The organism is Providencia sp. 2023EL-00965 (assembly GCF_033550225.1).
In the GTDB taxonomy this organism is placed as follows: Bacteria; Pseudomonadota; Gammaproteobacteria; order Enterobacterales; family Enterobacteriaceae; genus Providencia; species Providencia manganoxydans.
In genome coordinates this window covers 16,720-32,490 of record NZ_JAWUEH010000004.1, presented here as the reverse complement: position 1 = coordinate 32,490, position 15,771 = coordinate 16,720, and the positions used below count along the sequence as shown (strand labels likewise).

General features: G+C 38.9%; 13 protein-coding genes and 3 tRNA genes. 7 read left to right on the top strand and 9 right to left on the bottom strand.

The annotated features are described in order from the left end of the window. Positions 1 to 263 precede the first annotated feature (263 nt). Together SC428_RS06870 and SC428_RS06865 are read right to left on the bottom strand one after the other, a co-directional pair. Positions 264 to 1,292: a nickel/cobalt transporter gene (locus SC428_RS06870; protein ID WP_318706545.1), complete on the bottom strand. Its 1,029-nt coding sequence runs from the start codon at positions 1,290 to 1,292 to the stop codon at positions 264 to 266. After that, on the bottom strand, positions 1,283 to 1,921 hold the full coding sequence (locus SC428_RS06865) for a DUF1007 family protein (protein ID WP_070924810.1): 639 nt from the start codon (positions 1,919 to 1,921) through the stop codon (positions 1,283 to 1,285). The genes SC428_RS06870 and SC428_RS06865 overlap by 10 nt, the downstream gene beginning before the upstream one ends. A 430-nt stretch (positions 1,922 to 2,351) precedes the next feature. Here SC428_RS06865 and SC428_RS06860 point away from each other — a divergent pair, with 430 nt between their 5' ends. Beyond that, positions 2,352 to 3,398, top strand: a complete 1,047-nt coding sequence (locus SC428_RS06860; protein WP_140182575.1) for a rhodanese-related sulfurtransferase — start codon at positions 2,352 to 2,354, stop codon at positions 3,396 to 3,398. Positions 3,399 to 3,463: 65 nt separating this feature from the next. On the opposite strand, the gene SC428_RS06855 is transcribed toward SC428_RS06860, so the two are convergent. The 5 genes from SC428_RS06855 to SC428_RS06835 form a co-directional block, all read right to left on the bottom strand. After that, positions 3,464 to 4,057 (bottom strand): LuxR C-terminal-related transcriptional regulator, encoded by a 594-nt coding sequence (locus tag SC428_RS06855; protein WP_070924806.1) that lies wholly within the window; start codon positions 4,055 to 4,057, stop codon positions 3,464 to 3,466. 286 nt (positions 4,058 to 4,343) lie between these two features. Next, positions 4,344 to 4,598: a biofilm formation regulator BssS gene (bssS, locus tag SC428_RS06850; RefSeq protein ID WP_070924804.1), complete on the bottom strand. Its 255-nt coding sequence runs from the start codon at positions 4,596 to 4,598 to the stop codon at positions 4,344 to 4,346. 211 nt (positions 4,599 to 4,809) lie between these two features. After that, complete coding sequence (pyrC, locus tag SC428_RS06845) at positions 4,810 to 5,853, bottom strand: dihydroorotase (protein ID WP_070924802.1); 1,044 nt, start codon at positions 5,851 to 5,853, stop codon at positions 4,810 to 4,812. 328 nt (positions 5,854 to 6,181) lie between these two features. Next, positions 6,182 to 6,257, bottom strand: a tRNA-Asn gene (locus tag SC428_RS06840). Between the two features lie 206 nt (positions 6,258 to 6,463). Then, positions 6,464 to 6,539: transfer RNA gene (locus SC428_RS06835), tRNA-Asn, on the bottom strand. A 221-nt stretch (positions 6,540 to 6,760) separates the two neighbouring features. Here SC428_RS06835 and SC428_RS06830 point away from each other — a divergent pair. After that, on the top strand, positions 6,761 to 8,476 hold the full coding sequence (locus SC428_RS06830; RefSeq protein WP_318706955.1) for an arylsulfatase: 1,716 nt from the start codon (positions 6,761 to 6,763) through the stop codon (positions 8,474 to 8,476). 9 nt (positions 8,477 to 8,485) lie between these two features. Then, on the top strand, positions 8,486 to 9,667 hold the full coding sequence (locus SC428_RS06825; protein WP_318706541.1) for an anaerobic sulfatase maturase: 1,182 nt from the start codon (positions 8,486 to 8,488) through the stop codon (positions 9,665 to 9,667). A 34-nt stretch (positions 9,668 to 9,701) separates the two neighbouring features. Here SC428_RS06825 and SC428_RS06820 read toward each other — a convergent pair. Further along, positions 9,702 to 9,777, bottom strand: a tRNA-Asn gene (locus SC428_RS06820). 122 nt (positions 9,778 to 9,899) lie between these two features. Continuing rightward, on the bottom strand, positions 9,900 to 10,418 hold the full coding sequence (locus SC428_RS06815) for a YlaC family protein (protein ID WP_140187377.1): 519 nt from the start codon (positions 10,416 to 10,418) through the stop codon (positions 9,900 to 9,902). Between the two features lie 470 nt (positions 10,419 to 10,888). On the opposite strand from SC428_RS06815, the gene cspE reads away from it, so the two are divergent. The 4 genes from cspE (at position 10,889) to mgtA (ending at position 15,710) form a co-directional block, all read left to right on the top strand. Beyond that, positions 10,889 to 11,101, top strand: a complete 213-nt coding sequence (gene cspE, locus SC428_RS06810) for a transcription antiterminator/RNA stability regulator CspE (RefSeq protein ID WP_008911725.1) — start codon at positions 10,889 to 10,891, stop codon at positions 11,099 to 11,101. A 233-nt stretch (positions 11,102 to 11,334) separates the two neighbouring features. Further along, positions 11,335 to 11,526 carry a protein DsrB gene (gene dsrB, locus SC428_RS06805; protein ID WP_070924718.1) on the top strand — a complete coding sequence of 64 codons (192 nt, stop codon included), beginning with the start codon at positions 11,335 to 11,337 and terminating at the stop codon, positions 11,524 to 11,526. A 545-nt stretch (positions 11,527 to 12,071) separates the two neighbouring features. Beyond that, the gene (locus SC428_RS06800) at positions 12,072 to 12,770 is read left to right on the top strand and encodes an MgtC family protein (RefSeq protein WP_070924717.1); all 699 of its coding nucleotides are present in this window, start codon (positions 12,072 to 12,074) and stop codon (positions 12,768 to 12,770) included. A 237-nt stretch (positions 12,771 to 13,007) separates the two neighbouring features. Beyond that, the gene (mgtA, locus tag SC428_RS06795; RefSeq protein ID WP_318706527.1) at positions 13,008 to 15,710 is read left to right on the top strand and encodes a magnesium-translocating P-type ATPase; all 2,703 of its coding nucleotides are present in this window, start codon (positions 13,008 to 13,010) and stop codon (positions 15,708 to 15,710) included. Positions 15,711 to 15,771 lie beyond the last annotated feature (61 nt).

Genomic DNA, 15,771 nt, shown 5'->3' with positions numbered 1-15,771 from the left:
ACTCATCATACTTAAAGTTGCAGGGCTTTGCGTTAAGAGATAAGGGACTACGCTCATTGAGTTATAGAGCGTATCTATGCTCCCCCGACTATCTTCACTTGTCGCTTACCTGCAACTTGCATTATTTAGAGTATATAAACAGTGATCGAAAGCAGTACTACGCCGCCGATCACTGAATAATTAAAAAGTTGACATTGCGCTTATACGATGTGGCTACCTCATCGTAGTTTCAGGAGGGGGAGCCCTCCTTTTTTTATGTCTCTTTATCGAGAGCGAGGCGCGAGCAGCGGAGAAACCACTTCATTGAGTATGAGACTTTGATACATCAATAGGCCCAATAAAATAAATATCACACCTGCGCAGAGGCTAATTGCGATCCCCCAATAGGGAGACCATGTAAAGCCCTTAGACTTTGCCATCTGAGTGGCTACATTTCGCATAGAATAGACAAACAATGCGATAGCGCAAATGGTTAAAGCGGTACCCACTGCCATGGCCAGTGCTGCTAGTATTCCCCACTGATATACCCCAATAACATAAGAAAACAGCAGGACTAATAAAGCTCCAGAGCATGGCCTTAACCCCATAGATAGCACCACAATAGCTTGTGTTTTGAGATTGGTGTGTAATTGATGCTGAGCAGGCACATGTTGATGCCCACAACCACAGATGGGCTCTACATTGGATGGCGGTTTAATTACTGCATTTGGTTTTGTGCTGTTGAGTACGGAAACCGACTGAATTTTTAACACGGAGGCCGCTTTTTTTTGACGAATTTTCCACCCTTGTCGCAGTGCTTTAAAACAACACAATACACCGAGTAGGATCACGAATGCATAGCTGAGCTTTTCACTGTATTGGCCAACCATGTGTAAGTGGCGAGTAGATAGCTGAAAGATAATTAAAATCACTGATACCAGTACGATAGCAACGAGTCCTTGAAGTAATGAGGCCAATAGGCTTAGGACAACACTCTGTTTTAGTTGGGTCGGCTGAGTGGCAATATATGTGGTAATAATCAGTTTGCCATGCCCTGGGCCAATAGCATGCAGTAATCCATATAAAAAACTCACCCCTATTAACAGCAATCCCGCGTGAAAAGGTTGCTCTTGAGTAGATTGCAGTAGTTCAGTTAGCGATAAATTGAGCTGACGTTGCCATATCACACTCGTTTTTAACCACAACGGCCAATATTGATAAATTTGATAACTGACACCTGCAATCACAACCAGTAATAAAACTGAACCCATTATTTTTAAACGAGATGCATTAATCGTTTGAATTACTGACATTGTATTTTTACCTTCTGTGCAAACTGTAGCCCCAGTGTTTCATCCTCTTCGGGGGATTGGTCAATATCCAAAGAATAGGCATAAAAACGTAGCTCATCGGTAACATCGGGCTCATGTAAGGTGATTTTGCATTGTGTTTGAGGCGCTTTTGCTGAGTGGAGCGCTTTTTGATCAGGGTAAGTCATACTGACAAAAAAAGTAGGGTCGTAGGTCATAAATTCAATATTGGCACCTGCAACTGGAATGGGGTGCTTTAGTTGTGCGGTGAATGAAAAAATGAGCTGTAATCCATCTCGCTGCAAGCGGTAATTGCTAGGTAATGTTTGAAAAGCTATTTTTTTGCCTTGCGAATAGAAATCGGTGAAATAGTTTTGAGCAAGGATATTTGCCATAATAGCAGCGGCTTGGGCTCGCCATTTTGGTTCGTCTTCTTTACTATTTTTAAGCTCATAAGCGATGTCTGCGGAAGTCATCGGATCCATTTTCCATGTAAATGCCAACCCAACAAATTGATGTTCTTTGATCTCTGGGGTAACCTGCATATCAATAAAACTATGAGGGTGAGCAAAGCTTTTTGTGGTGAATATCAAACTGAAAAATAGAAATAATATATTGAATTTCATCATCATAGATTAAACAGGTGTGGCGATAATGGTATTGAAGGTTAAATGTTATAATATAACTTAATTTCAATTTGAAATAAATTCAATGATTATTTATCAAAGTGTATAGGGAAAGCGTGCCAACCATCAGGTATTCATTCAATACCTACTTCAGCGCTTAAGATACGAAAATATCATCTCTATTGCCCAGAAGTGTAGCTTCTCAGCCTAGATCATATTTCAGCTCTTCGACATAAATGGTTGGAGATCCTGAAATCAGTCAATATTGCGGATACTGTTCTTCAATTAATCATTAACAAAACCATTTAATATAAAGGGTTTTTTCTTAACAAAATAACAGCGATAATATTGTTAATGTTTTAGTGTGGACACTTCGTGGACACAATATGCTTTAAAGTTATAAATATTAACTCGTTACAAAGGAAAAGAGAACACCATGCCAGTGTTACATAACCAAGTTTCAAATAAAATTCTAAAAGAACGTATGTTGGCGGAGACGGAACCACGTACGACGATTTCATTTTATAAATATTTTAACATCCAAGATCCTGATGCATTCAGAGATAACTGGTACAAACAATTTAAAGAGCTGAATGTTTTTGGGCGTGTTTACATCGCGAAAGAAGGGATTAATGCGCAAATCAGTGTACCTGAATCTCATGTTGAAGCTCTACGTGAACTCATTTATACCACCAGTCCTGAGCTAGATAATTTACGTCTGAATATTGCTATTGATGATGATGGTAAATCTTTCTGGGTTTTGCGCATGAAAGTGCGTGAGCGAGTGGTTGCTGATGGTATTACTGATGAGTCATTTAACCCAGCGAATACTGGGAAGTATCTCAAAGCTCATGAAGTTAATGAGATGATTGATGATCCTGAGACCATTTTTGTTGATATGCGTAATCATTATGAGTATGAAGTTGGTCATTTTGAAAATGCGCTTGAAGTGCCTTCTGATACCTTTAGAGAGCAACTTCCAATGGCAGTTGAAATGCTGCAACAACAAAAAGACAAAAATATTGTGATGTATTGCACGGGCGGTATTCGTTGTGAAAAAGCCAGTGCTTATATGTTGCATAATGGCTTTAAAAACGTTTATCACGTTGAAGGCGGTATTATTGAGTATGCACGCAAGGCGAAAGAGCAAGGTTTGCCATTACGCTTTAAAGGTAAAAACTTTGTGTTTGATAACCGTATGGGTGAGCGGATCACTGAAGATATGCTAGCGAGTTGTCACCAGTGTGGTGAGCCGTGTGACTCGCATACTAACTGTCGTAATGATGGCTGCCATTTATTGTTTATTCAATGCCCTTCATGCGCTGAAAAATATGAAGGCTGTTGCAGCAGTGCATGTACAGAAGAAATGAAACTGCCAGAAGAAGAGCAACGCGCTCGCCGTGCAGGGCGTGAAGTGAGTAATAAAATATTTAATAAATCACGTCATCGTTTATCCGATGGTTTGTTAAATAATGATAAGTAATTCATATAAATAAAAATATTTATTTTCAGCCCCAATAGTTGTTTAACCAATTATTGGGGATTTTTTTAATATAAATATTTAAAAATATTATAAATAAAAAACAGTTCAATGCGATTTTTTACATAAACTTTTGATGCAATATGTCTTTTTTGTGAATAAACCGTACTGTTACTGATCCCCAACTTCTTTGAAATAATATGATTAGGTGTTTCATTCATCCAGCTGTTGATTATACACTGTTCTTTTAATGTAAATATTGAAGAGTTCGTATTATTGGTTAATTTTATAGTTTCTTCGATTTGCTCGGGTTCGTTGATCACCTTATTTAATGTCGGAATAATAATCTTCTTAGACATAATGAAGTAATTGTCTTTTAATAACAATGGTTTATCTGATATTGGGTAAGTTGCGTTAATATAAATATAAAATCTTATCTCATTTGAAGTATTTAATAGTTTTTTTAAGGCTAAGCAAAAATGAGAATGATGACAATAGTAGGTTAAATTAACCAGTATAATGGTTGGCTTGCAATTGTTAATACAGTTAATCGCTTCTTTTATACAGCCTACGCTAATAAATTCTAATTTCTTATTAGAAGATAAATATTCAGTAATGCCGACACGAGTATAATAACATTCATCAATGACTAATATTTTCATAAGGAACATCCTTGTTCGAAAAGAATATTACAATAAATTGGAATGGATGCTGAAGTCAATAAGTGAATTATAAATTACGATTAATTGTTCTTATTTTTTTATAATAAAGCAATAATTTTAAATCATATCATTATAAATAGCATAAATTTATAATATGATTGAATTATATAGGAGTAAATATAATTTAAAATGAATTAATGATATGAATTATTAGAGGGTATTGACTAAGATTGAAAAATATTAGGTTAATGGATATTTGGTATGTACCAAATATCCATTACTTTCACTAGTGCGTCTTAAAACCTGGTTCTACATAATCGCCGGATTCTATTTTATCAATACCGGCCTGTAGAATATTAATCAGTTGTCTGGCTACATCGGTTGTTAACCACATTGTTTTATCAACAATGGCATTCTCATTTTGTTCACTTTTTTCTGGGAGGTAATGCAAACGTAACATCATTGCATTATAAGCATCAACAGTACTGATGTCCCAGCCAACAACAGGGTGGGTCTGAATTACATCATCTTTTCTATTCATGTACACCTCCTAATCATACTGCGAGATAAATATATATCGATAACTGACTAAGGGCGAAAACTCATACGCAATGAGTACTTGTTAGTATAAGGGGATTTTGCTAATTGAAAAGGGGGTTACTGACTTTTTTATGCAGAAATAGCAGTTAATGCACAAAAACTTAACATATAACAAATAAATCAACGGGGAATAAATTCCCCGTTGAAAACATTTAATCGAGATTACGTATAGTCCAGCGAGAATCTTCGCCTGCAAGGAATGGGATCAGTTTATCATTACCACATTCAATGGTTTCTGTAGTGATATTTTGCTCTTTCGTTAACTGAATATAGCCTTCATTGACAGGTAAATTATAGAATTTTGGACCATTTAATGAACAGAATGCTTCAAAGTGCTCTAATGCCCCTAATTCTTCGAATACGGTTGCATAAGCTGCCAGTGCGGTTGGCGCATTAAATACACCCGCGCAACCACAAGACGATTCTTTACGGTGCTGGGCATGCGGTGCGGTATCTGTCCCTAAAAAGAAACGATCGCTCCCTGATGCCACGGCTGTACGCAACGCTTCTTGATGAATATTACGTTTGAGAATAGGTAAGCAATACAAGTGAGGGCGAACGCCCCCCACTAACATATGATTACGGTTAAACATTAAATGTTGAGGGGTCAGTGTCGCGGCTAAAGAACCATCAGCTTCTTGTACATATTGTGCTGCTTCTTTAGTTGTAATGTGCTCAAAAACGACTTTCAATTTAGGGAATGCCTTTCTGAGCGGCTCCATCACTTGTTCAATAAAACGCGCTTCGCGGTCAAAAATATCAATATCACTGGCGGTGACTTCACCATGGATCAGTAAAGGCATACCCGCTTGCTCCATGGCTGCCAGTACCGAATAGATATTTTTAATATCCGATACACCATGACTTGAATTGGTTGTTGCGTTGGCTGGATATAATTTACATGCAGTAAATACACCCTCATTAAAACCACGGATCAATTCATCAGCATTTGTGCTATCAGTTAAATAGCATGTCATCAATGGGGTAAATTGCTGACCAGCAGGAACAGCTTGAATGATACGTTCGCGATAGGCTTTTGCCATTTCAATGGTTGTCACGGGTGGGACTAAGTTTGGCATGACAATGGCACGACCGAAAAATTGACTGGTGTAAGGTACAACTGTTTTTAGCATCTCGCCATCGCGAAAATGAACATGCCAATCATCAGGGCGGCGAATAGTTAAAGTTGTTGTCATGAAACCGGCTCCGTAAGGGGAAAATAAAATGATGAGCGAGGTGCTGCTCAAGCCGGGACAGGATCTTATACTTGTCATACTTCAAGTTGCAGCGTTGTTGGCTGCATTTATTCGTACTAGTCACATAGTTTTCTATGCTCCCAGCGACTCATTCACTTGCCGCCTAGCCGCACCTCGAATTATTTAGAGTATAAAGCGACGATGATAAAATATCTATGTTAATTAATGATTATCTTGCTAGGCAGTAAAAATGGTTGTTAACACGCTAAGGATATATAATTAAAAGGGAAATAAATGGAATAACGATATAGACGGGGGATCTTTAAGTTGGCTCCTCCAGCTGGACTCGAACCAGCGACATACGGATTAACAGTCCGCCGTTCTACCGACTGAACTATGGAGGAACTCCTTAAAGCGAGACGAATATTAGCCTTACCGATGTGAAATGTCAAAGAAGAAACCACAATAAAAGTTTGATTGCCTGTTATGTGATCGAATCGATGCAAGTTTCACCGAAAGGCAATATTTAAGGTGATTAAGAGGGGGGAGAGAGGGAAAAGGTAAGTCCAGAAAAGCAAAAAGCCCGCTATAAAAGCAGGCTTTTTAAATTTGGCTCCTCCAGCTGGACTTGAACCAGCGACATACGGATTAACAGTCCGCCGTTCTACCGACTGAACTATGGAGGAATTGCTTTGTTCCTGAGAACGAGGCGCATATTACCCATCCTGCCGTTCGTTGTAAAGCATAAATATTAAAAAAAACGTCAAGTGATTGCTAAATAAGCAAATTGGTGATTATGTCAGCGAAAAGTAGTCCTATAGCTATCATACTGAAGAACGATAGCCATAGAGGGAAACAATACTTAACGTTAATGTCACAAATAATTAACAATAATGGATAGGCTATGATCAAAAAAACGATGTTAGCAGTTGCATTAAGTTCAGTTATTTCAGGGGCTACATTTGGTGAAACCAATGAAAAACCTAATGTTCTCATTATTATTGCTGATGATATGGGCTATTCAGACATAAGCCCATTTGGTGGGGAAATTCCAACGCCAAATTTACAAGAGATGGCTGATCAAGGCGTTAGGATGAGCCAATATTATACCTCGCCTATGTCAGCTCCTGCTCGTTCAATGTTGATGACAGGGGCAACCAACCAGCAAGCAGGAATGGGGGGAATGTGGTGGTACGAAAACACGGTCGGCCAACCAGGTTATGAATTACGTTTAACTGATCGTGTCGTCACGATGGCGGAACGTTTTCAAGATGCGGGTTATAATACTTTAATGTCAGGTAAATGGCATTTAGGTTATACCAAAGGCGCTAGACCGACAGATAGAGGATTTAATCAAGCATTTGCTTTTATGGGAGGAGGAACTAGCCACTTTGATGATGCGATGCCTTTAGGCACCGTAGAAAGTTTTCATACCTACTACACATTAAATGGTGAAAAGACGTCATTACCAAGCGATTTTTACTCAAGCAAAAACTATGCTCAGCAGCTTGAGCAGTGGATTAAGCAGACACCTAAAGATCAACCCATATTTGCTTACCTTGCATTTACCGCTCCTCACGACCCAATCCAAGCCCCTGATGATTGGATCAGTAAATTTGATGGCCAATATGATGAAGGATTTGGCAAAGTCTATCGCCAGCGTATCAATCGATTGAAGGAGCTTGGTATTATTAATGATAAAACGCCAATGCCCGAGCTTGATCTTGATAAAGAGTGGGAACAGCTGACTTCTGAAGAAAAACGTTATGCGGCTAAAACCATGCAAGTTTATGCGGCGATGATTGCCTATATGGACGATCAGATTGGTGGCGTGATCAATACACTCAAAGAAACAGGAAGAGATAAAAATACCATTATTATTTTTGCTACAGATAATGGCGCTAACCCTGCATCCGGCTTTTATTATGAATCTGAACCTGAATATTGGGAGCAGTTTGATAATAGCTATGAAAATATTGGTCGTAAGAATTCTTTTGTTTCTGTGGGACCTCATTGGGCTAATGTCAGCAATGCCCCTTATGCAAATTTTCATAAAACAACCAGTGCACAAGGGGGGATCAACACTGATCTGATTATCACAGGGCCGGGTATTGGCAAAGCGGGGAGTATTGATAACACCCCGATGGCCGTATATGACATTGCGCCAACGCTATATGAATTTGCCGGTATTGATGCAAATAAGCAGATTAAAAACATTCATCCACTTCCTATGTTAGGAACCAGTTTTAAATCTCATTTACTTGATAAAGCTAATATTAATCCACAATATTCATTTGGTGTCGAATTACATAATCAGGCGGCATTGGTTGACGGTGATTGGAAGTTAAGGCGCTTAGTTAAAGGTTCGCCAAAAGCAGAAATGGCACCATGGCAATTATTTAATTTAAAAGACGACCCTCTTGAAACACAAGATGTGTCAGCAAAGCACCCTGATATTGTTAAGAAACTACAACAGCAATATGAACAGTTTGCTGCGACAGGCATGATTATTGAAGCGAAGGGGGAAGCGGTTGATTATATCGGTGTTGATGAGTCGAGTGGTCATTATATTGGTATTGATCCGAAAACCAATAAACGTATTGAACCCGTACCAGTGAAATAAGGGGGGAACATGAAAATCGCATTTTATGACCCTCCGGTATTGCAGACAAAGCCATTAAGATCGGCGATCCCGTTTCATATACTGTTAAAACCTGTTGGCGCTGGTTGTAATTTAAAGTGTGATTATTGCTACTATCCCCAATCCGAGCAACAAAAAGCCGTTCCGATGATAAAAGCGATGCTAGAGCCTTTTATCAAAAACTATGTTGCTGCTCAGCCAGCTTATAGCAAAGAAATCAATTTTGTATGGCAAGGCGGTGAGCCGTTATTGGCAGGATTGGACTTTTACAAGCGGGCAGTATCATTACAGAAACACTATACTCCGCAGGGCGTGCGCATTATTAATACGTTGCAAACCAATGCAACATTACTGACCCCTGCGTGGTGCCGCTTTCTCAAACAACATGATTTTATTATTGGAGTGAGTCTTGATGGTCCTGAAGAGGTGCATAATCGTTATCGTCATAACCGAAAAGGAAATGTCGGGAGCTACGATGAGGTCATCAAAGGTATTCGCTTGCTTCAACAATTTGAGATTGAATTTAACATATTGACTGTTATCCATGATGACGTTGCGGATCTTGGTCAGGAAATTTACCTTCATTTTGTTCAACTTGGGGGGCGTTATATTCAATTTCAGCCGTTAATGTTAGAAGGTGATGCTCTTGGGCAAGGTTTTACATTGAGCGCAGAGAATTGGGGTAAATTTTTAAACAGTGTTTATCAACAATGGCAACAACATCATCACCTTGGTAAGGTATTCGTGATGAATATTGAGCAAGTTTATAGCCAATATTTTACGCAAGTGAGTACTTCGTGTGTACATTCAGAACACTGCGGTACAAATATGATGATGGAAACAAAAGGGGAGATTTACGCATGTGACCACCAAGCAGACCAACGCCATTATTTAGGTCTGTTTAATGGTGAAAAAGGATTGAGTGATTTTGTAAATTCATCAGTGGCATTGCCTTTTGGGCAAAATAAAAGCCGTCGTAAAGAGTGCCAACAGTGTGATGTGAAAATGGTTTGCCAAGGTGGTTGCCCAGCTCATGTTAATCAATCAGGCCGCAATCAATTATGTGAAGGCTATTATGCCTTTTTCAGTAATGTATTAAAGCCAGTAAGACAATATGCTCGCAATGCACAAGGTGTGCAGAGTTGGCGCAGAGAAGTGCTAGGTATCAGATAGCAAAAAGCCCGCTTTATAGCGGGCTTTTCAAATTTGGCTCCTCCAGCTGGACTTGAACCAGCGACATACGGATTAACAGTCCGCCGTTCTACCGACTGAACTATGGAGGAATTGCTTTGTTCCTGAGAACGAGGCGCATATTAGCGATATCACCTCAGACTGTCAACGATAAAAACACAAAAATAATTCGTTTGGTTATTGACTGTGCATTATGGTTGATTTTTATTCTATATTATTGATATTGCGCTTTATTCTGTGCCATCACTGTCGTTTGTGTTGGCGATGGAATTTCAGGATAGGCAATATGGTAAATATCATAAAACGACAATGTTCCTTTAAGTGCCATCAAACGGTTTATTTCTTGCTTAATTGCATGATTAACTTCATTTGAATCAAGGATTTTTTGAATAGAGGATGGTGAAACTTCTTCAGTGACGAACCACTCTCCATTATAGCAAACCCGCAGGTCAAGCACTCCAATATCTTCAAAACGATAAACTGGCTTAATATCAAACAGCAAAACAGCACCTAATATAATAAATAATAGAGTAAAGCCAAGCATCCAATACACGCCAAAGTAGGGCGCATAGAGGACTAAGATTGCCAATGGGATATAAGCGGCAACCATACCAATGCATAGATAGGGATGGTTAGCGATGAATTGGCTGTTGAAGTAAGGTTTTCCATCACGTTTTTCATTTTTATTGATGGTATCCAAATCTTCTATAAGTATTTGTTTAATAATATCCATGATGTGACCGCTCTTTGTAAGACTTCTATGCATGAAGAGTATCATGCGTAAATGAAATTGTTATATATCAATTATGAAAAATTTTGAGTGTAATTGTTTCAGGGTAAGAATTATCTGACTGAGTGGTTGGGCGGTTTACCTTCATAAAACTTTAAATTATCAACAAAATGCAAAGTTTTTGTTAACCCAATTATCGGAAAAGTGACACAACCGAAAAAACAGCATTTTTTTAAGGGTAATCCATACAAAATAGTTGCTATTATCCTTAACTCATGAGTTAATGAGTATCGGCCTGTTTAGCAGTCCTATTTGATGTACGATTACTGAGTTATTGTGTTCGAAAGAGAAAGTTATCCCAGATAGCCTTTGACCGTTACGCTTCATCTTGGTTTTTTCCTGTTAAATAGTAGACTCCGGCCAATATATGCCGAAAAGGCAAGTTTTTTTTGATGTTATATAGGAAAAGTCAAATGTCCGACAAAATGAAAGGTCAAGTTAAGTGGTTCAACGAGTCTAAAGGCTTCGGTTTCATCACTCCTGCTGATGGTAGCAAAGACGTTTTCGTTCACTTCTCTGCCATTCAGGGCGCTGGTTTCAAAACTCTGGCTGAAGGCCAGCAAGTTGAATTCACCATTGAAAACGGTGCAAAAGGCCCAGCAGCTGCTAACGTAACTGCAATCTAAGCTTAATTGCTTAACTGATTTCTAAAGCCCGTCATTTTAATGACGGGCTTTTTCGTATCCGCTATACTCGATCCTGTATATATTCGTGACACTTCAAGTTGCAGCGCCTTTCATCAAGGTATGGTGATCACACTCATTCGCATTAGTTACTGCATTTTGTGATTCATTTGCTTACCGACTAACTGCATCTTGAATTATTTAGTGTATACATTTTTATTGGAGACTACCGCCTAATGAAAATCCATGACCGTGTTTATGTGAAAACAGATGGCCAAGAGCGCCGTGAAGGTAAAATCTTACTGATTGAGCCATTTAATGAAGGGGTTATGTATTTAGTTTCTTTGCCTGATTACCCTGGTGGTATCTGGTTTTTTAATGAAAAAGAGGGCGGAAAAGGGGTTTTTGTTACACCGATTGAAAACTAAATTTATTATACTCGTTATATTTCGAGTTCAATGGTTTGGTTGGGGTATAGCGGCTGGATTCATTCGCTGCTCATCACATGTTTATGGATATTCCTAACACCTTATTCACTTACCATCTAGCAGTACTTCGAATTATTTAGAGTATAAAAATAATATTAAGGCTTTACTTCATAAATTTAGCAATCTATACTTCTTGCAAATTTTCTTAGGAGATAATTACTTGGACAGTCAGAGTTGTAATAAAAATTTAAATTTACTGGCAAGTTATTAATTATCTATTCTATTAACTGCTTGCCACTAGTGACTAATAGGGTAGGCAGTATCCAGCGTTAACTCACTCGATACTCCTTTTTACAGTTGTTTACTATCAACAACTTAAGTTTTATTGCGAGTACAGATCATGAAGATCTACCTTTATTCATTATTTCCTCCAGGCAATAGCCAATAATTTCTGAATAATTATTTAATTATTCAAACTTAAGGTGCTATGGATTTAATTCCATATATTTTGCTATCCAAAATATCTATTTTTTGGAGGAATACTCATGTTATTTACATTCGAAATTTTAAATTTAGCTTCCGCAATGTGCTTAGGTGCTTTAATTGGCGCTGAGCGCCAATGGCGCCAACGTATGGCTGGTCTTCGCACTAATGCATTGGTTGCAACGGGGGCGGCGGTATTTATTTTAAGTTCTGTAACGACATCACCTGATAGCCCTGGAAGGATTGCTGCGCAAGTCGTTTCAGGGATCGGCTTTCTAGGTGCAGGCGTGATCATGCGCGAAGGGATGAACATTCGAGGTCTGAATACAGCGGCAACACTGTGGTGTTCAGCGGGGATCGGCGTGCTATGTGGCTTAGGGCAATATTCTTTGGCGGTTATGGCTACACTGCTGATCCTCTGCGCCAATATTTTATTGAGAGAAGCTGCACAACGTATTAATAAGCAGCCACAACAGCAAGCGCTTGATGTTGAACAGAGTTATAAGATCCGTGTTATGTGCCATCAAGGTGATGAAATACTCGTTAGGACACTGATTTTGCAAGCCATAAATGGATTACACATTCGCCTACAGTCATTAAGTAGTGCCGATACACTGAAACCTGAACAGTTAGAAGTTGTTGCTGAATTTTTAGCAACACCTGCGGAACAAAAAGAAATTGAAGCGCTGGTTTGTCGGATCAGTCTTGAACAAAGTGTCAGTGCTATCAACTGGAAAGTGGCATCAGAGTTACCAGCCTGATTGCTGAAGAACGATTAACTAAAGGAGCCAAAATGGACGATCACCCTCCGTCATGGAGAAAATATGGGAGCTATCTAACGATGAATAAAGATACTCGTCATACTTCAAGTTGCTGTATTGTTGACTAGGTTTATTACTCCAGTCACCTATCTGTACCTCGAATTATTTAGAGTCAACTTATTTTCAGTTAGATAGCGGTTATAAAAGCATCATAAGTGCTAGATAGAGATAAGTATCATGACTGAAATAAGGCATCAACGTAAAAGTGCTAAAGCACCCGTGCGCCAAAAATTCATTGTTGGTGAACAAGCAAGTAAAACAATGGAACAAGTGTTGAATGAATATCAAACTAACCTATTGGGCTTGTCTGATAATGAAGCATTGGATCGCTTAGTGACTGAAGGCGAAAATGAAGTCGCTCATGAAAAAGCACCACCGGCATGGAAGCAACTCCTTTCATCATTTAAAAATCCTTTCATTTTTGTATTAATAACATTAGCGATAGTGAGTTTCTTTACTGACTATCTGATCCCCGAGCGACAAGGTGAAGAAACTGATTTAACAGGGGTTATCATCATTGTCACTATGGTGCTACTGAGTGGATTGTTACGGTTTTGGCAAGAATATCGTACCAATAAAGCTGCGGAGGCTCTGAAATCTTTAGTGCGCACAACTGCAACAGTATTTCGCCGTGATAATAAAACTGGGCGCTCCGTACGCAAAGAGGTGCCGATAAAATGCCTTGTTCCCGGTGATATCGTGCTGTTATCAGCGGGAGATATGGTACCTGCTGATCTTAAATTGATTGAATCGCGAGACTTATTTATCAGCCAAGCGATACTTACCGGTGAATCAATCCCTGTTGAAAAATATGACACTTTAGGTGATGTAACCGCTAAAAGTATTGAGCCAACATCACCGACTGAAAATGAATTATTAGAGATGTCTAATATTTGTTTGATGGGAACCAACGTAACTAGCGGCACAGCAAGAGGGATTGTGGTTGCGACGGGGGGGAAAACATACTTAGGTTCATTAGCCAAGTCAATTGTGGGTAGTCGTGCGCAAACGGCGTTTGATCGCGGTGTTAACAGTGTGAGTTGGTTACTGATCCGTTTCATGTTAGTCATGGTACCGATTGTTTTACTGATTAATGGTTTTACAAAAGGTGATTGGTTTGAAGCAACCTTGTTTTCCCTTGCCGTGGCTGTTGGACTAACACCAGAAATGCTCCCGATGATTGTCAGTTCAAACTTAGCCAAAGGGGCTATTGCCATGTCTAAACACAAGGTGATAGTCAAAAGGTTGAATGCTATTCAAAACTTTGGGGCGATGGATGTTCTGTGCACAGATAAAACGGGGACATTGACACAAGATCGGATCATATTAGAGCATTATCTTGATAGTGATGGGCAGAGAGATAATCAAATTTTGCAACTGGCTTGGTTGAATAGTTTTAATCAAAGCGGTGCAAAAAATATGATGGATCAGGCGATTATCCGTCGAGGAAGAGGAAAAGATGATATCGAACATCTACGGGCGTACCAAAAAATCGATGAGTTACCTTTTGATTTTGTACGTCGCAAACTCTCCGTTACGGTCAGAACGCCGGAGGGTGACGCACTATTGATTTGCAAAGGTGCGGCAGAAGAGATGTTAGCTGTATGTACTCACTATCAGCAAAATGGTCAATCTCAACTATTGGATCAGCAAGCTAGAGAACACATCACTGAATTAGTGAGTGACTATAATCGTCAAGGTTTTCGAGTGTTATTGCTTGCTACTCGTGTATTAAATAATGATGAGGCAAGTTTACCTCTTTCTGCTTTAGCTGAGGAACAGCTCGAATTACGTGGTATTTTGACTTTCCTTGATCCCCCAAAAGAAAGTGCAATTGCTGCAATTGCGGCGCTGCGTGAAAATGGTGTGACGGTAAAAGTATTAACGGGTGATAATGCCGTTATTACCGAAAAAATTTGTCATGATGTTGGCTTAAATATCAGTGAAATTATGACGGGTCTTGAGGTTGAAGCATTATCTGATGAACAACTAAAGCAAAAAGTTGAACAGGTATCCGTATTTTGTAAGCTAACGCCGTTACAAAAATCGAGAATTTTAAAATTACTGCAAGCAAATGGTCATACCGTTGGATTCTTAGGTGATGGGATTAATGATGCACCTGCATTACGTGATGCCGATGTGGGTATTTCTGTTGATACAGGCACTGATATTGCCAAGGAGTCAGCAGACATTATTTTGTTAGAAAAAGATTTAATGGTTTTGGAGCAAGGTGTTATTAAGGGAAGAGAAACTTTTGGTAATATCATCAAATATTTGAATATGACCGCTAGCTCTAATTTTGGTAATGTGTTTTCAGTTTTAATTGCCAGCGCATTTATTCCTTTTTTACCCATGTTAGCTATCCATCTATTAGTGCAAAATTTGCTGTATGATATTTCCCAATTAGCATTACCTTGGGATAAAATGGACAAAGAATTTTTAAAACGTCCACGTAAATGGGATGCTAAAAATATTGGTCGTTTTATGGTGTGGATAGGACCCACATCGTCGATATTTGATATTACTACCTTTGCATTAATGTGGTATGTATTCCAAGCAAATAGTGTTGCTCATGAAGCGCTATTTCAATCAGGTTGGTTTGTGGAAGGATTATTGTCGCAAACATTAGTGGTTCATATGTTACGTACACAGAAAATCCCGTTTATTCAAAGTACCGCGGCATTACCAGTATTATTAACAACAGGGCTAATTATGGCACTTGGTTTATATATTCCATTCTCACCGTTTGGTGCAATGATTGGCTTACAACCTCTGCCTATTGAGTATTTCCCATGGTTAGTATTAACCTTAGTCAGTTATTGTGTCGTTGCTCAACTTATGAAACAGTTTTATATAAAACGTTTTGGAACTTGGTTATAGCATGAAATAAAAGTAAGGTTGCTAATCATGTTAGCAACCTTGCTTACAGTTTAACTGTATG